Consider the following 17,196-nt stretch of genomic DNA (forward strand, 5'->3'; position numbering starts at 1 on the left):
ACTGTGACGAATTTCCCTAAGGCAACGATCGAGGGTTACCCCCGCATCGGTGCGAACCGCGAGCTCAAGCGCGCGCTGGAGTCCTACTGGGCCGGCCGCATTGACGCTGACACGTTCCGCACCACGACGCGCGCGCTGCGCATCGACACCTACAACCACCTGCGCGACCTCGGTCTGACCGAGGACTACGCCATCCCGGCGGATGTCGCGTACTACGACCAGGTGCTCGAGACCGGCCTGACCGTCGGCCTGATCGCTGGCGGCACCGACCTGGACGAGGAGTTCGCTCTCGCCCGCGGCAACGACACCCGTGTGCCGCTGGAGATGACCAAGTGGTTCGACACCAACTACCACTACCTCGTGCCTGAGGTTGAGGCTGGCCAGGACATCACCCCGGCTCCGGAGCGCATTGTCCGCCTGGTTGAGGAAGCCCGCGAGGCTGGCCACGCTGTCCGCCCGGCACTCGTCGGCCCGATCACCCTGCTCGCGCTGGCCAAGCCGGTCGAGTGGTCGCTGCTGGACAAGCTTGTCGACGCTTACGCACAGGTCTTCGCCGCCCTCAAGGAAGCCGGCGCTGAGTGGGTCCAGGTTGCAGAGCCCGCACTGGTCGCCGACCTGTCCACCCCGGATGCTGAGCTGGCGAAGTACGCGCAGTCCGCTTGGTCCCGTCTTTTGGACGCTGAACAGCGTCCAAATGTGTACATCACCACCCCGTACGGCTCGCTGCGCGAGGGCCTGAACGCCCTGGCATCGGTGAAGCCGGAGGCTCTCCACGTCGACCTGTCCCCGTGGACCCTTGACGCTGACCCGGACTACCCGCAGCGTGTCGCTGCAGCCGTCCAGGATGGCACCACCCTCGTTGCCGGCCTCATCGACGGCCGCAACGTCTGGGCCGCTGACCTGCGCAAGAAGGTCGAGGTCCTGGAGACCCTGGGCACCGCGGGCGAACCGCACGTGTCCACCTCCACCTCCCTGCAGCACGTCCCACACACCCTGAACGCCGAGAAGAACATCCCGGTCGAGGTCGCACCGTGGCTGTCTTTTGCCGACGAGAAGATCGAAGAGATCACAGCTCTCGTTGCCGGCGAGGGCAACGCACCGGAGGCATTCGGCCGTTCTGACCGGGCTGTGCGCACGCGTGCAGAGTCCACTCGTATCCACAACTCCGCTGTCACCGACCGTGTTGCCGCACTGCCTGACGGTGCCGTCCAGCGCCAGCCGGAGTTCGCGGAGCGCCAGGAAGCTCAGAAGGCCCTCGGCCTGCCGCAGTTGCCGACCACCACGATCGGCTCCTTCCCGCAGACCACCGAGATCCGCAAGGCCCGCGCCGACCACCGCGCAGACGAGCTCACCGACGAGCAGTACAACGAGGCTCTCAAGACCGAGATCAAGCAGGTCATCGAGCTGCAGGAACGCCTGGGCCTCGACGTGCTCGTCCACGGCGAGCCGGAGCGCAACGACATGGTCCAGTACTTCGCAGAGCTTCTCGACGGCTTCGTCGTCACCGAGAACGGCTGGGTCCAGTCCTACGGCTCCCGCTGCACCCGTCCGCCGATCGTTGTCGGCGACGTCTCCCGCCCGGAGGCCATGACCGTCGAGTGGTCCGCCTTCGCGCAGTCCCTGTCCGACCACCCGGTTAAGGGCATGCTCACCGGCCCGGTGACCATCCTGGCCTGGTCCTTCAAGCGTGACGACGTGCCGCTGTCCGTCTCCGCCGACCAGATCGGCGTCGCTCTCGCCGACGAGGTCGCCGACCTGGAGAAGGCCGGCATCAAGGTCATCCAGATCGACGAGCCGGCCCTGCGCGAGCTCCTGCCGCTGCGTGCCGACGACCGCCCGTCCTACCTCGACTGGGCCGTCCGCGCCTTCCGCCTCGTCGCCCTGGAGGCGCAGCCGACCACGCAGATCCACACCCACCTCTGCTACTCCGAGTTCGGCCAGATCATCGATGCCGTCGCCGGCCTGGATGCCGACGTCACCTCCATCGAGGCCGCACGTTCCAAGATGGAGCTGCTCGAGGACATCGACGAGACCTTCCATGCCGAGATCGGCCCGGGTGTCTACGACATCCACTCCCCGCGCATCCCGTCCAAGGAAGAGATGGTCGAGCTCATCAAGGCCGCCCTGGAGAACGTTCCGACCGACCGCCTCTGGGTCAACCCGGACTGCGGCCTGAAGACGCGCGGCTACGCCGAGGTCGAACCGGCCCTGGCCAACATGGTCGCCGCCCGCGACGAGGTCGTCGGAGGCCTCTAAGACTCGAAGGTCCCAGGCCCCTAAGGTCCGAGCCCCTGAGCCTCCGAGGCTTACAACCACTTTCAAACGGCTAACCCCGGGAACCGTGTACATGGTTTCCCGGGGTTTCCGTCGTTTTGGAGAAGGGGCTCAAGGCCCCGGCCGTGCGCTCCAGTGGACCCGCGTGGATCTCGATTACATCCACACCACTGACCGCCGGTAAAACCCCAGGTCAGATTTAGTGGCTGCGGTAACTAGGTAATCGAGATCCACGAGTCCACGGGCCACCACCACGGGCCCCTACGCGAACGCGCCGATGCCGGTCATCTTCTGGCCGAGGATCAGGGTGTGCATCTCGTCGGTGCTGAATATGTAACGAAACCTACGCAGTGCATTGCTCTATTTGTGCAGATTGGGTAGTATTTTAATCAATCGAGACCCCCTCCAAGCTTCTCATCGGAACAGCGCAATATGAGAGGGGGGCTTGTTATTCTTAGCACTGTGAACAGGCGGAAAGACTACCTGTCGGTCCAAGAGCAGGTCGAGAAAATCAAGGATCGAGGACTTAGCATCCCATCCGAGAAAGCCGTCGCTCGTTTCCTGGAACGGAATAACTACTACCGTTTCTCTGGCTATATGCGCTATTTCCAAAAGGACTTGGCGCATGGTGAAGATGAATTCATTGCTGGTGCTACGTGGGATGAAATCGTCGATCTGTACGAATTGGATGCACGCTTGAGGTCTCTCCTGCTCGACGGGATCCAACTCGCTGAGATTTCTACTCGAACCGCGTTCGCTCTGAGTGAGGGCGCGAAACATGGTCCGTACGAAAGCTTCCTTAGGTCCACGTCTTACAAGCTGCCTAAAGATCCTTCAGTGAAGCCGACGCACAAACTGATTGCTAGTGAGCTTCAACGATCGAAGGAGCCGTATATAAGTAAATACCGCAAAGATGCAGCTGGGAGGGGTCCTGCCTGGTTGAGAGACGTACCGGTGTGGGTGGCCGTTGAAACGTTCTCGTTGGGAACGCTTTCTAAGGCGATCACTTACAGGAATGACGCTGGTGCTGTGTATGGAGAAACTTGTTCTACCCTCGGGGTTGGTAAACCTTTTCTTGCCAGCCAGCTGCGTTCCTTCACCTTTGTGAGGAATAAGTGTGCTCACTCATCACGCTTGTGGAATTGTTTCGTTCTTGACCAGCCGAAAGTGCCAACGAGTGCGAAGAACCGGGCCGAACGAACCTTAGGTGAACCCTATGAACCAAACTCCGTGATGGCGACAATCGTTGCCCTGGATAACTTCCTTTTCCGCACTGGCATGCGTGTGGGCTTCCTCGATGAGTATCTAGAACTTGCAGCTGGAAAGCCGGCTTTTCGTCGAGGGATATCCGATCCGCAGAATTCTTAAGGGCTCTTTTGATTCCTGAAGGATGGCCCCGGCCGTGCGCTCCAGTGGACCCGCGTGGATCTCGATTACATCCACACCACTGACCGCCGGTAAAACCCCAGGTCAGATTTAGTGGCTGCGGTAACTAGGTAATCGAGATCCACGAGTCCACGGGCCACCACCACGGGCCCCTACGCGAACGCGCCGATGCCGGTCATCTTCTGGCCGAGGATGAGGGTGTGCATCTCGTCGGTGCCCTCGTAAGTGCGCACGGATTCGAGGTTGGCGGCGTGGCGGATGGGGGAGTAGTCGTGGGTCACGCCGTTGCCGCCGAGAATGGTGCGGGCCTCGCGGGCGATCTCGATGGCGGTGCGGGTGTTCTGGAGCTTGGCCACGGAGATCTGGGAGATGTCCAGGGTGCCGGCGTCTTTCTGGCGGCCGATGTGCAGAGCCAGCAGGTAGCCCTGGTTCAGCCCAACGGCCATGTCGACGAGCTTTTTCTGGGTGAGCTGGAAACCGGCGAGCGGTTTGCCGAACTGGGTGCGCTCCTTGGCGTAAGCGAGGGCGCATTCGATGGAGTCGCGGGCGGCGCCGAGCACACCCCAGCCGATGCCGTAGCGGGCCTCGTTAAGACACATGAACGGGGCTTTGAGGCCGAAGCGGCCCGAGAGGATCTTGTCTTCGCCGACAAGAGCGTCCTTCATATAGATGTGTGCCTGGGTGGAAACACGCATGGACAGTTTCTTGTCGATCTGCTGGGGGTCGAAGCCCGGGGTGTCCTTCTCCACGATGAAGCCGGCGATGGTCTCGTCGCGGCCCTCCGGAAACCCGTCGAGACCAGCGGCTTCGAGGTCGGCGGTGGACACCTTGGCCCAGATGATGGTCAGGTCGGCGTAGTGGGACAGGCCGATCCAGCGTTTCTCGCCGTTGAGCACCCAGCCTTCACCGGGCTTGTAGGTGGCGCGGGTGGTCATGGAGGCGGGGTCGGAACCGGCGGTGGGCTCTGTCAGGCCGAAGGCGCCGAGAAGCTCGCCGGCAGCCATTTTGGGCAGGTATTTCTCCTTCTGCTCCTCGGTGCCGTTGAGGTGGATCGAGGTCATAGCCAGCGAACCGAGCACGGAGAAGATGGTGCGCAGGCCGGAGTCAGCTGCTTCGACCTCGAGCATGGCCAGGCCGTAGTCCACGGCGGAGCGGCCGGGGCAGCCGTAGCCGGACAGGTGTGCGCCGATCATGCCTTTTTCAGCGAAGCGGGGGATGAGTTCGAAGGGCACGTGGGCGTCTTCGTACCACTGGCCGACGTGGGGTTTGATCTCGCTTTCGACGAAGGAACGGATATCGTCGCGCCATTCGATTTCATCGCGGGAGAGCAGGCTGTCGAAGTTGATGAGGTCGGTGGCGAGGGGAGATGCGGAGGTCATGAGGTTCCTTTCGGAAGTTGAAGAGGCTGAAGAGATGGAAGCGGTTATTTGGCAGGAGTTTGGGCGATCCACTCGAGGACGTCGCCGCGATCTTCGTCGAGGCCGGGGGCGGCCTTGGTGTAGGTGATGCCGCCGGAGCTCATGTCGAGGGGATTGGAGACGAAGGGGACGCGGTCGGTGCCGTCCTTAGTGGTGATTTCGACGACGGGCTCGAGCTCGAGGTCGTCGGCGAAGCCGATGGCTTCACGCACCGACAGGATGGGTGCGATGGGAAGGCCCTTGGCGCGGAACAGGTCGATCCATTCGTCGGCGTTCTTCGACGCGAGCAGTTCGGTGAGGATCGGGCGCAGTTCCTCGCGGTTGGCATTGCGCTGCTCGTTGGTGGCAAAGCGGGGATCGTCGGCAAGCTCGGGGGAGCCGAGGCCGTTGACAAGCGTTGCGAATTGCTTGTTGTTGCCGACGCAGATGACGAGCTCGCGGTCCTTGGCGGGGAAGGGGCCGTACGGGAAGATCGACGGGTGGTCGTTGCCCGTGCGGGTCATCTCGGCGTCGGAGGCGACGGCGGCGGATGTCATGTTGACCATGGACGACAGGGCCGCAGACAGGAGGTTGGTGCGGATCGTCTCCCCGCCGCCGCCGAATCGTTCGCGGCGCAAGAGCGATGCGAGGATGCCGACGGTGGTGTGCAGGCCGGTGAGGACGTCGATGAATGCGTAGCCTGCTTTTTGCGGCGGGCCGTCGGGCGAGCCCGTCATGGACATGAACCCGCTGGACGCTTGAATGAGCATGTCGTAGCCGGGAAGCTGCGCCCCAGCGCGCGAGCCGAAGCCCGTGATTTTCGCGTGAATGAGCTCCGGCCACCGTTTTCTCACGGTCTCTGGGTCGAGCCCGAATTTATCAAGGCTGCCGACACGGAAATTGTCGATCAGCACGTCCGCCCGGTCAATGATCGCGTACGCCGTGTCCAGGTCGTCCGGGTCCTTCAAATTGAGCTTGATGGAATTCTTGTTGCGGTTGATCGACAGGTAGTACGTGCCCACATCGCCGCGCTTCGGCGGCACCCACCCGCGGGTGTCGTCGCCATTCGGCCCCTCGACCTTGATCACGGTCGCGCCGAGGTCCGCGAGCAGCATCGTCGCATACGGCCCAGCGAGCACGCGCGAAAAATCCGCGACGACAATGCCTTTTAAGGGGCCGGCTTGTGGTTGCTGTAGCGCCATTTTCTTACGGTCTCCTTTTTAGTTTCGCTGTTCGCTTATCGACGACTCCAGGTCCTGCTCCAGCTCCCCAATGAACTCGTGGTCTTCGATATTGGATTTGCGGGCGGATTCCTCGAGCTTCTTCCTGTCCGCCGCGGGGAGAGCATCCGCGCTGCCGTGGCGGCGGAACAGGCGCCGTGCCTCGCGGCGCAGGGAAATCTCCTTGCGCAGGTCGTGGCGGTGCGTCCACCAGGCCCAGCCGATGATGACCATGATGAGGATCCCCATGTAGCCGAGGATGGGGTAGACCCAGCCGATGAGGTTGCTGAAGCCGATGAAACTGAGAACGAAGCCGACAAGCGCGGTGACGACGTAGACGGGGTAGAAGCGCTTCGGGTTATTGCGTGAAATGCGCTTGCCGAAGGCGTAGAACATGCCGATCGCGGTGTTGTAGACCATGCCGTAGATGGCCACTGTCATGACCAGGCCGAGGATGGGGTGGATGTCAGTGACCATCGCCAGGGTGGGCATTTCCTGGTCCTTTACAGTGTCCACGCTCAAGTACAGCGCGGTGACCAGCATGGCCAGCAGGAAAAGGAAGCACGCGCCGCCGGCGAGGCCGCCGAGGCCCGCTTCGCGGGGGTCGAAGAGACTGCCACCGATCACGATCGCCATGGACACACCGACGATAACTTGCAGGCCGATGCTGTTGATCGCGGACACCCACCAATTCGGCAGTGTCGTCGGAACCTGGGTAGCCTGCTCGTGCAGGTTGGAGAAGTCCGGGTTGGCGTTGATGATCGCCCACACCGTGGCGATGCCGATCATGATGATGATCAGCGGGGTCAGCGCACCGATCGCCACCGTCACCTTCTCCACGTCCAACAGGCCGGTGAGCAGCACTAAGACCAGCATGATGGTTGCGCCGACCCATTCCGGCCACCCGAATTGCTGGTTCAGGTTGGCGCCCGCACCGGCGAACATGGAAAAACCGATGCAGAACAGGCAGACCAGGGTGGCGGCGTCGAGGATCTTGGACACGATCGGACCGGAGATCTCGTCGAACACGCTCGTGTGCTCGGTGGCGCGGTGGTAGCTGCCTAGCTGCAGCATGGCGAAGCCAGTTAGCGCCAGTGCCAGCGCCGTAATGATCGCGCCGAGCACACCCCAGTTGCCGAAGGCCACAAAATACTGCAATGTCTCACGGCCGGAAGCGAAGCTGGCGCCGACGAGCACGCCGACAAATGCCATCGCGATATTGAACACTCTCAGTCCCATGAAAGAACCTTTCTCTATGCGGGAGTTGCTGGGGGGATCCGGCCGTTTAGAAGCCGATATAGCGGATGTCCAGGTATTCCTCGATTCCCTCGGTCCCGCCTTCGCGGCCGAAACCGGATTGCTTGATGCCGCCGAACGGGGCGGCGATGTCGGTGATCATGCCGCGGTTGATTCCCACCATCCCGGCGGCGAGTTCTTTGGCGAAGCGCTTGCAGGTGTGCGTGTTCTCGGAAAACGCGTAGGCCGCGAGACCGAATTCGGTGTCGTTGGCCTTCTCGATCGCCTCGTCGAGCGTGCTGAACGTGGTCACTGTCGCGACCGGCCCGAAGATTTCCTCGCGCAAAATCCGCGCCCCGTCGGGGATGCCGCTGAGCACGGTGGACGGGTAGAAGAAGCCCTTCCGGTCCGGGACCTCACCGCCGCGGTGGACGGTGGCACCGGCTTCGACGGTCTCGGTGACCAGGTCGTGGATGCCGTCGCGTTGGGCGGCGGTGATCATGGGGCCGAGGGTGGTGCCGTCGTCAAGCCCGTTGCCCATGACGACCTTGTCCATCTTCTTGCTGAGTCGTTCTGCGAAGTCCGCGGCGATCGATTCGTGCACGATAAAGCGGTTGGCAGCGACGCACACCTCGCCGCCGTTGCGCAGTTTCGCCTGCATGGCGCAGTTCAGCGCGAGGTCCATATCGGCATCCTCCGCGACGACGAACGGGGCGTTGCCGCCGAGCTCCATCGACGCGCGCTGCAGGTGCTGCGACGACTGTTTCACGAGGATCTTGCCCACCTTCGTCGAGCCGGTGAATGTGATCTTCCGCAGGCGTTCATCCGCCATCAGGGTGTCCGACAGCTCGCTCGACGTCGTGCTGGGGAGGACGTGGATGAGGTCGCGCGGGGCGTCGAAACGCTCCAGCACGTCCCACATGACCTGGCCGAGCAGCAGCATCGATAGCGGAGTCTCCCTGGCGGGCTTGACCAGCACCGGGCAGCCGGCCGCAAGCGCGGGCGCGATCTTGCGGGCACCCATCGCGAGCGGGAAATTCCACGGCGTGATCGCTAGGACCGGACCCACCGGCGCGCGCGAGACGACGATGTCCCCGGCACCGGACGGCGACTGGGCGTAACGGCCGGGAATTCGCACCGCTTCCTCGCCGAACCAGCGGAAATAGTCCGCCGTATTCGCCGTTTCCCCGCGCGCCTCCGCGAGAGGCTTGCCCATCTCGATCGTCATCGTGCGCGCGAAATCATCCTCGCGCGCAAGGATTTCCTCGTAGATTGCGTGCAGGATATCGGCGCGCTGGCGCGGGGTGAATGCGCTGAACTTCTCTTGCGCATCTACGGCGCGGGTCAACGCGTCGAGCCAATCATCCGCACGCGTATCCGCGACCTCTGCCACCCCTTCCTCCGTCGCCGGGTTCACCACCGTGAACGATTCGCGCTGAGCAGACGTGTCGGCGCGCGGATCCAGTGGCAGGTTATCCGGCAGCTGCTGATCGGTGGTCAGTGTCATGTCGGTCAACTCCTTGGGTGTGTGCGTGGTGCGGTGCTTAGAAGGTGTTCTTGACGGCGGCAACGAGGATTTCTAGGCCCTCGACGAGCAGAGTCTCCGGGATGACCAGCGGCGGGAGAAGGCGGATCACGTTGCCGTCTGTGCCGCAGGTGAGCGTCACAACGCCCTGCTCCTTGCATGTGTTGGCGGCGGCGGTTGCGCGTTCGCCGGTGTCCAACTCGAGGGCGATCATGGCGCCGCGGCCACGGACTTCGCGCACTTTCTCTTTATCCACGAGTGGTTCGAGGTGCGCCCGGATCAGCGACTCGATCTCTTTCGCCCGGCTCCGCAGGTCGTTGTCCTCGATTTCTTCGAAGACTGCCAGCGCTGCGGCGCAGGCCAGTGGATTTCCGGCGTAGGTGCCGCCGAGCGCGCCGGGTCCGGGCGCGTCCATGATCTCCGCGCGGCCGGTCACAGCAGACAAAGGCAGGCCACCTGCGATCGCCTTGGCTGTGGTGATCAGGTCGGGTTCGATTCCTTCGTTGTCACAGGCGAACATGTCGCCTGTGCGCGCCAGGCCAGCTTGGACTTCGTCGGCGACGAAGACGACGTTGTTCTCACGGCACCAGGATACGATCGCTGGTAGGAACCCTTTCGCTGGTTCGACGAATCCGCCCTCGCCTTGGATCGGTTCAAGCACCACGCAGGAGAGGTTGTCCGCGCCGATCTGCGTTTCGAGCACGCGGATCGTTCGCTCCGCCGCCTGTTCGCCCGTCAGCCCGTCGTGCAGTGGGTACGACGCGGGCACGCGGTGGACATCCGAGGCGAACGGCCCGAAACCATCCTTGTACGGCTTATTCTTCGCTGTCATGGCCAGCGTGAAGTTCGTGCGCCCGTGGTAGGCGTTATCGAAGGCGGCCACCGCGTATTTCCCGGTGTGGGCGCGGGCGATCTTCACCGCGTTCTCCACTGCTTCCGCACCGGTGTTGAACAGCGCGGTCTTCTTCGGGAAATCGCCCGGCGTGAGCTCATTAAGCTTCTCGCAGACAGCCACGAATCCTTCGTAACCGGTGACGAGGAAGCAGGTGTGGCTGAATTTCTGCGCGGCGTCTGCGACCGCCGCAGACACCCGGGGATTGGAGACACCGACCGAGGTCACCGCGATGCCGGAGGCGAAGTCGATGAGGGAGTTACCGTCGGCGTCGATAAGCACGCCCCCGTCCCCGTCGATGATGTAGCGCGGCAGGCCCGGCGCCATTGCACGAGCGACGGCTTCTTCCCGGCGTTCATTCAAGCGCGCGTTCTCCCCGTCAGTTGGAGCGCTGGTGACGCGGCGTTCCTGGGGTAGGCGGTAGGTGAGGTCCTGCATGATCACTCCTTCAAAACCGGTAACTATTTGTTGACAAAACAGTATGGAGCGAAGAAGGTGACCCGCGTCATGTACAGTGTGGCGAAATAGAGACGTGAGTTTATACAGAACGGAGACTATGAGTTGTTTCCCTTCACATTTCTCGTCGATAGCCAACACCTCGGCTTGACCGAGATTGTCGCGCCGCCGAAGCCCTCTTTCACCGTCGTGCAAATCAACGAGCTGGAAACCCCGGGGTCTTTCATCCAGCAGGAAGCATTCGTGCTCACCGTTGGCGCTGCATTCCGTGACAACTCCGATGGCCTGCGCGGACATGTCGAGCATCTCGCGGAGCAGGGCACCGTGGCGGTCGGCTTCGGCATCAGCACCGTCTTCGGACGCATCCCAGATGCCGTCGTGGACGCCGCGCGGGAGAACAACGTGGGCCTGTTCGAAGTGTCGCGGCCCGTGCCGTTCGCCCGGATTTTGAGCGCCGTCCATGAAGAGCAGCACCGCCGCTCCACCGCCGAACAGGAAAAGCGCGCTTACCTGCACCAGCAACTGCTCCACTCCCAGGAGAAGCTCACGCAGACCGCCACCGCGGGCGACGTCAAAGCCCTCACGCGCGATGCCGCCACCACCCTCGAGGCCCGTGTGACCATCAAAGACCCCAACGGCCTTCTGATCGCCGAGCAAGTCTCGCGGGCCTTCAACGCGATGAAAAAGACCTACTCGAGCTCCTACCGCATCAGCTCGTCCGCCACCGACGGTCGGCCGTACACGGTCGATGTGACCTCCACACGCACGCTCACAGACCAAGACCGGTCTCTCATCCGCCACTACGCCGGCCTAGCAGCCACCCTTTTATCGCGCCCGGCTCACTTGCGGCGGATCCATAACCAGCTCAATTCCTTCGCGCTGCGCATCCGCCTCGGCATCACGGATGAGGGGGAGCTCTATTCCGGTGCCGTTGACACTCCAGTCGACCGGGAAGGCTTCACCCGGCCGATCGTCATCGCGGCGCAATCGCCCCGCGGGATGCAGGCGGTGGTGGAGCGGCTGGACAGGGAGACGTCGAAAAGCGATCGGCTACTACATGTCCTCGAGGTCGATGAAACGACCTTCCTGATGGTGGTGCGCCCCGATGTGACCGTGCGCGATGTGCTCGGCACCCTCGGTGAGCACCGCGGCCGCGTGCGCATCGCTGCAGGTGGACCGGTGCTGCTTGCCCGGCTGACGCTGGACCACGTGAATCAGCTCGTCTCCAGAGCGCGGACTCTGCGGCCTGGCGATGTGGCTCGCGCCAATGATTCGGGGCTTCCGTGGCTGCGCGACCCCACCGTCGCCCACGCGCTCGCTGCCAGACGCGAAGAGATTTTCGGCCGGCTGATCAGCTTTGATGCCGCCTACGGGACAGATTACGAGACCACCCTCGCCGTTTTTCTTCGTCACGGTGCGCGGCTGGGCGAGGCCGCCGAGGCTCTGGGTGTGCACCGCCATACCGTGCGGACCCGGATGGCCAAGATCGAGAAACTGTGCGAGATCGACCTACATAACCCCGCCCACTTCAGCGAGGCCTACCTGGCCATGACTGCGTTCGAGGGCGGGGCGGGGTGAGGGGGTGCTGGGACGGTGGGTGCTGAGGCGCTGGTGGATCTAGCTCCTGGAATCTAGATCCACTAGACCCTCGACTCTTTAGCTATGACTACCTCTCTACGCCCGCGCGCGACGGGCGAGCGTGTTGCCCACAGACTGGATGGCCTGGACGATGATGATCAGGAGCACCACCGTCGTGAGCATCGCGATCGAGTCGAACTGCTGGTAGCCGTACGAGATAGCAAGGTCGCCGACGCCGCCGCCGCCGATCGTGCCGGCCATCGCCGTGGCGGAGATCAGGCCGATCGTTGCCGTGGTGACGGCGAGAATGATGGACGACTTCGCCTCTGGCAGGAGGAAGTATCTGATGGTCTGGAAGAGGCTGGCGCCCATGGAATCGGCAGCCTCGGTGATGCCGGGGTTGACCTCCAGCAGGGACTGCTCGATGAGGCGGGCGATGAACGGGGCGATGTACAAGGTCAGCGGGACGAGCGCCGCGGTGGTGCCGATGGCGGTTCCCGCGATCACGCGGGTGAACGGAGAAATAGCCACCAGCAGGATAATGAACGGCAGCGAACGGATGATGTTCACGACCACATTGAGAACGCCGTAGACAACCTTGTTGGGCTTCAAACCGCCCGGCCGGGTGATCACGAAGGCGAGCGCCAGCGGGATGCCCAACAATGCGCCGAGGAACAGAGAAATGCCGACCATGTAGAGGGTCTCGCCGAAGGAGTCGAGGTACATCTCCGGAGTGACGCGGGAGCCAGTGGTGTCGCGCCACCACGTATTGAGCTGATTCATGCTGTTACATCTCGCTATTCTTCACCAGTGCGCGGGAGAGAGCCTCACGCGCGGTGGCATCGAGTTCGGGCGGGATTACGGTGTCCACGAATTTCTGGGTCAGTTCGTGCTGCGGGCCCGCGAAGACCTGTGCCACTGGGCCGGATTCCACAAGACGGCCCTCGGAGAGCACCGCCACGTTGTCGGCCAAGCGGGCAATCACGTCGATCTGGTGGGTGATGATCAAAATCGTCACTCCGAGTTCCTCGTTGATATTGCGGAGCAGGTCGAGGATCTGGGAGGTGGTGATGGGGTCGAGGGCGGATGTGGGCTCGTCGCAAAGCAGCATTGTGGGCTCCGTGACAAGCGCGCGGGCGATGCCCACGCGCTGACGCTGACCGCCGGAGAGCTGCCGCGGCTTGTGCTGGGCGCGGTCGGTGAGGCCGACCAGCTCAAGCACCTCAGCAGTGCGGCTTTCGATCTCACTCTTCGGCGTCTTGGTCAGCTTCAACGGGGTGGCCACATTCTCCGCGACCGTTTTCGTTTCCAGGAGGTTGACGCTTTGGAAGACCATGGCGACTTTCCGGCGGAGCTCACGCAGCTCGGACGTGCTCAAGGAAGCCGGCTGCTGTCCGTTCACGGTGACGGCGCCGGAACTCGGGGTTTCCAGTCCGTTCACCATCCGGATCAGCGTGGATTTGCCGGCACCCGAGGTGCCCACGACACCGGTGACACTGCCTTCGGGGACAGTGAAACTGATGTCGTCGAGGGCGGCGAAGGAGCTATCCCGCGTCGGGAACACCCTTCCGACATGGTCGAATACAACAGCGTCAGTCATGGAAGTCAGTTCGCTTACTTCAGAGAGTCGGGCAGGAACCAGTAATCGTTCTCGTTCTGGGAGTCGAAGAACTCCTTGAACTCGTCGGAACGATACGCCTCAGCGACAGCATTCGCCCACGGAGCGTCCTTCTTGTCCTCGGTAGTGACCGCGACGAGGATCAGCTCAGGGCGCAGTTCCTCCTGGAAGACCTGCAGGTTTGGGTCGAGCTTGGCGGAGTAGCTCATCGAGCCCGGGATGACGGCCCAGTCGAGATCCGGGAGGGAGCGCGACAGGTTCGCGGAGTCCATCGGCTTGATTTCGAGGTTGTGCGGGTTCTCATCGATGTCCGACTCTGCGAGCAACGTCTCGTCGGCGTCGTCGCGGAGGGTGATCCAGCCTGCGTCGACAAGCACGTGGAGTGCGCGGGACTTATTCGAGCCATCGAGCGGGATGCCGACCGTCTGGCCGTCAGCGACCTCGTCCAGGGACTTGTGCTTCTCCGAGTACAGGCCCGCCGGCACCGTCGGAACTTCGGTGATGGAGGTGAGGTTTGCGCCCTTTTCCTCGTTGAACACGTTCATCCACGCGGTGTGCTGCTCGACGTTGAGGTCGGCGGAGCCCTCCGCGAGAGCGGTGTCGGCCTGGGTGAGGTCGGTGAAGTTCTGGACGTCGACCGTGTAGCCCTCTTCCTCCAGGATGGGTGCGACACCGTCCTGGAAGAGCTCAGAGTACGGGCCCGGGGAGGTTGCGACGCGAATGGTCTTGTCGTCGCCCGCATCGGTGCTCTCGCTGGAGCCGCATGCGGTGAGGCCAAGAACGAGGGAGCCAGCTGCCACGGCGGCAGCGATCTTCTTGAACATTCTGGGGTCCTTTCACGTTTCTAAAAGTGCTGTAGCTGAATGCTAATACTAAACCGTACGGTATGCCTAAACAAGACAGATCTGTCTATCTTGGTGCTGGTACGGATGTCCGCCCCGACGCGTATCCTGGTTCGCATGACTCAGAAGACTCAGACCATCACCTTCCACACCAACCACGGCGACATCGTTGTCGACCTGTTCGGCAACCACGCGCCGAAGACCGTCCAGACCATCACCGGCCTGGCTGACGGTTCCCAGGATTACTCCACCAAGAACGCCTCCGGCACCACGGACGGCCCGTTCTACAACGGTGCAATCTTCCACCGCATCATCCCGGGGTTCATGATCCAGGGCGGCGACCCGACCGGCACCGGCACGGGCGGCCCGGGCTTTCAGTTCGCCGACGAGTTCCACCCGGAGCTTTCCTTCGACCGCCCGTACCTGCTGGCCATGGCTAACGCTGGCCCGGGCACCAACGGCTCCCAGTTCTTCATCACCGTTGCCCCGACCCCGCACCTGACCAACCGCCACACCATCTTCGGTGAGGTCACTGATCCGGCGTCCCAGAAGGTCGTCGACGAGATCTCCAACGTGCAGACCGGCCGCATGGACCGCCCGGTGTCCGACGTAGTCATCGAGTCCGTCACCGTCGCCTAGGTGCGTAAACTCCTTCACGGCGCCCCCGCCACAGCAGTCATTGCGTTGCTGTGCGCGGGGGTTTTCGCGGTTGCTGCGTTAGACGCGCGGTCGCTTAGCGACGTCATTTGGGCCTCCCGCCTCGGCCAGACCTTCGTCCTCTACGGGCCCTTGGTCGTTGACACCCCCTTCGGATATCTTCGTGCCCTGACGTCGGGGTTCCTGCACGTCGACATCTCCCACCTGGTGGTCAACCTGCTCGTGCTCGTGTTCATCGGGCCGGTGGTCGAGCGGTTCGTCGGCACTGGCCCGTATGTAGCGGCGTACCTGGCCTGCATCCTCGGCGGGTCAGCCGCCGTGTTGTTCTTCGGCTTCGCCCAGCCGACCGCTGGCGCGTCCGGCGCGCTCTACGGCTTGATGGCGATCCTCGTGGCTATCGCCGCCCGCAACCGAGCTGACCTGCGCGCCCCACTCGTCCTCGTGGCCGGAAACCTCGTGTTCACCCTGGTCATGCCCGGTGTGAGCCTATGGGGTCACCTGGGCGGAATGGTCACTGGGGCGCTCATCGCTGCGCCTCTGACCGCGCGCGAAACACGCACCCAGTGGTGGGGTGTTGTTGCCGCCCTAGCAATCACCGCCATGGCCATCGCAGCACTTGTCTTGGCGTGAAAGGCCTGATCAAGCCGGGCGTGAAGAAAATCATGGCGAACATTCGCTAACGCTCATACAGTGGCTGACATGCCAACAAAGTTTCGCGTACAAAATCCGAAAACCAATGAAATTGTCGAGAGCTTCGACTTCATCACCGACGACGAACTAGAGCAGGCACTGGCCACTGCGAACGACACGTTCAGGGAGTGGCGCGAGAAGAGCTTCGAAGAGCGCGCCGACGTGCTGCGCAAGGTCGCATCGCTTTTCGACGAGAAGCGCGCCGAGCTGTGCAACATCATCGCAGAAGAAATGGGCAAGTCCGTTTTTGAGGGCGACGGCGAGGTCGACGATGTCGTCGACATCTTCAACTACTACGCCGACAACGGTGCACAGTTCGGCGCCGACGAGGAGATTCCGAACAACCAGGGTGGCACCTCCATCATCCGTAAGGTCCCGCTCGGGATCATCGTGGGCATCATGCCCTGGAACTTCCCCTACTACCAGGTGGCGCGTTTCGCAGCGCCGGCACTCATGGCCGGCAACGTTGTGATGGTCAAGCACGCCGAGATCTGCCCGCGCTCCGCAGCGGCCATTGAGAAGATCTTCGACGAGGCTGGCGCTCCGAAGGGCCTCTACACGAACGTGTACGCACAGCACTCCCAGATCTCCACCATGATCGAGGACGACCGCGTGCAGGGCGTGTCCCTGACGGGTTCCGAGACCGCTGGCCGCGCCATCGCATCGCAGGCAGGCCAGGCACTGAAGAAGTGCGTGCTCGAGCTCGGCGGCACCGACGCATACCTGGTGCTGGACTCCTCCGACGTGAGGGCCGCAGCTGAAACGGCGTGGCAGAAGCGCGTCGGCAACGTCGGCCAGGCATGCACGGCGAACAAGCGCATGATCGTCATGGAGGACATCTACGACGAGTTCGTGCAGGTACTGGTGGATCTCGCGTCGTCCTACACCGAAGGTGACCCGTTGAACCCGGGTGAAGGCAACGAGTACTACCCGCTGTCGTCCCGCGACGCCGCAGAGATGCTCTCCCAGCAGCTGCGTGTTGCGGTCGATGAAGGTGCCAAGCTTCACGTCGGCGGCAAGGTCACCGGCGAGGGCGCCTACATCACCCCGGCCGTGATTACAGACATCCCTGTCGGCACCGACTCTTTCTACGAGGAGTTCTTCGGCCCGGTCGCCGAGGTGTACAAGGCCACGTCCGAGGAGGAAGCGATCGAGCTGGCCAATGACTCCCGCTACGGCCTCGGCGGCGCAGTGATGTCCGAGGATGAGGAGCGTGCGAAGAAGGTGGCGGCGAAGATCGACACCGGCATGATCCACGTGAACATCCCGCAGGCCCGTGGTGCTGAGCTGCCGTTCGGCGGTGTGAAGGCATCCGGTCTGGGCCGTGAGCTCGGGCCGCTGGGCATGGATGAGTTCGTGAACAAGCAGCGCTACTACATCGCCGGCTCCGACTCCGCAGTCTAAGGCGGGTTTCAGCACTCCGTT

At 62.9% G+C, this 17,196-nt stretch carries 13 protein-coding genes and 1 pseudogene; 6 read left to right on the plus strand and 8 right to left on the minus strand.

What is annotated here, in order from left to right:
• Positions 1-3: 3 nt before the first annotated feature.
• The gene (metE, locus tag KBX17_RS03690; RefSeq protein WP_256018553.1) at positions 4-2,256 is read left to right on the plus strand and encodes a 5-methyltetrahydropteroyltriglutamate--homocysteine S-methyltransferase; all 2,253 of its coding nucleotides are present in this window, start codon (positions 4-6) and stop codon (positions 2,254-2,256) included.
• A 480-nt stretch (positions 2,257-2,736) separates the two neighbouring features.
• Positions 2,737-3,642, plus strand: a complete 906-nt coding sequence (locus KBX17_RS03695) for an Abi family protein (RefSeq protein ID WP_005287603.1) — start codon at positions 2,737-2,739, stop codon at positions 3,640-3,642.
• 170 nt (positions 3,643-3,812) lie between these two features.
• Here the strand turns inward: KBX17_RS03695 and KBX17_RS03700 are convergent, their stop codons facing one another.
• The 5 genes from KBX17_RS03700 to gabT are packed head-to-tail and all read right to left on the minus strand — an operon-like array spanning position 3,813 to position 10,368.
• Positions 3,813-5,039: an acyl-CoA dehydrogenase family protein gene (locus KBX17_RS03700; RefSeq protein ID WP_005287600.1), complete on the minus strand. Its 1,227-nt coding sequence runs from the start codon at positions 5,037-5,039 to the stop codon at positions 3,813-3,815.
• 44 nt (positions 5,040-5,083) lie between these two features.
• Positions 5,084-6,259 (minus strand): CaiB/BaiF CoA-transferase family protein, encoded by a 1,176-nt coding sequence (locus KBX17_RS03705; RefSeq protein ID WP_005287596.1) that lies wholly within the window; start codon positions 6,257-6,259, stop codon positions 5,084-5,086.
• 18 nt (positions 6,260-6,277) lie between these two features.
• The gene (locus KBX17_RS03710; protein WP_005287593.1) at positions 6,278-7,516 is read right to left on the minus strand and encodes a hypothetical protein; all 1,239 of its coding nucleotides are present in this window, start codon (positions 7,514-7,516) and stop codon (positions 6,278-6,280) included.
• 46 nt (positions 7,517-7,562) lie between these two features.
• A complete protein-coding gene (locus KBX17_RS03715) occupies positions 7,563-9,020 on the minus strand; it encodes an NAD-dependent succinate-semialdehyde dehydrogenase (protein ID WP_256018554.1) in 1,458 nt (485 codons plus the stop codon).
• Between the two features lie 37 nt (positions 9,021-9,057).
• A complete protein-coding gene (gabT, locus tag KBX17_RS03720) occupies positions 9,058-10,368 on the minus strand; it encodes a 4-aminobutyrate--2-oxoglutarate transaminase (RefSeq protein WP_005287586.1) in 1,311 nt (436 codons plus the stop codon).
• Positions 10,369-10,533: 165 nt separating this feature from the next.
• Between gabT and KBX17_RS03725 the strand changes: the two genes are divergently transcribed.
• Positions 10,534-11,964 carry a PucR family transcriptional regulator gene (locus tag KBX17_RS03725; protein WP_256018556.1) on the plus strand — a complete coding sequence of 477 codons (1,431 nt, stop codon included), beginning with the start codon at positions 10,534-10,536 and terminating at the stop codon, positions 11,962-11,964.
• A 96-nt stretch (positions 11,965-12,060) separates the two neighbouring features.
• Here the strand turns inward: KBX17_RS03725 and KBX17_RS03730 are convergent, their stop codons facing one another.
• The 3 genes and pseudogenes from KBX17_RS03730 to KBX17_RS03740 all read right to left on the minus strand — a co-directional run bounded on the left by KBX17_RS03730 (position 12,061) and on the right by KBX17_RS03740 (position 14,406).
• Positions 12,061-12,747 (minus strand): methionine ABC transporter permease, encoded by a 687-nt coding sequence (locus KBX17_RS03730; protein WP_005287582.1) that lies wholly within the window; start codon positions 12,745-12,747, stop codon positions 12,061-12,063.
• Between the two features lie 70 nt (positions 12,748-12,817).
• Positions 12,818-13,564, minus strand: a pseudogene (locus tag KBX17_RS03735) (methionine ABC transporter ATP-binding protein); the annotation flags it as partial.
• Positions 13,565-13,578: 14 nt separating this feature from the next.
• Positions 13,579-14,406 carry a MetQ/NlpA family ABC transporter substrate-binding protein gene (locus tag KBX17_RS03740; protein WP_005287575.1) on the minus strand — a complete coding sequence of 276 codons (828 nt, stop codon included), beginning with the start codon at positions 14,404-14,406 and terminating at the stop codon, positions 13,579-13,581.
• A gap of 123 nt (positions 14,407-14,529) precedes the next feature.
• On the opposite strand from KBX17_RS03740, the gene KBX17_RS03745 reads away from it, so the two are divergent.
• The 3 genes from KBX17_RS03745 to KBX17_RS03755 all read left to right on the plus strand — a co-directional run bounded on the left by KBX17_RS03745 (position 14,530) and on the right by KBX17_RS03755 (position 17,175).
• Positions 14,530-15,063: a peptidylprolyl isomerase gene (locus tag KBX17_RS03745; protein ID WP_370687580.1), complete on the plus strand. Its 534-nt coding sequence runs from the start codon at positions 14,530-14,532 to the stop codon at positions 15,061-15,063.
• Positions 15,064-15,711: a rhomboid family intramembrane serine protease gene (locus KBX17_RS03750; RefSeq protein ID WP_256018559.1), complete on the plus strand. Its 648-nt coding sequence runs from the start codon at positions 15,064-15,066 to the stop codon at positions 15,709-15,711.
• 69 nt (positions 15,712-15,780) lie between these two features.
• Positions 15,781-17,175, plus strand: a complete 1,395-nt coding sequence (locus tag KBX17_RS03755; protein ID WP_255997227.1) for an NAD-dependent succinate-semialdehyde dehydrogenase — start codon at positions 15,781-15,783, stop codon at positions 17,173-17,175.
• Positions 17,176-17,196: the final 21 nt, after the last annotated feature.

The organism is Corynebacterium sp. CCUG 65737, assembly GCF_024454115.1.
GTDB classification, from domain to species: domain Bacteria; phylum Actinomycetota; class Actinomycetes; order Mycobacteriales; family Mycobacteriaceae; genus Corynebacterium; species Corynebacterium genitalium.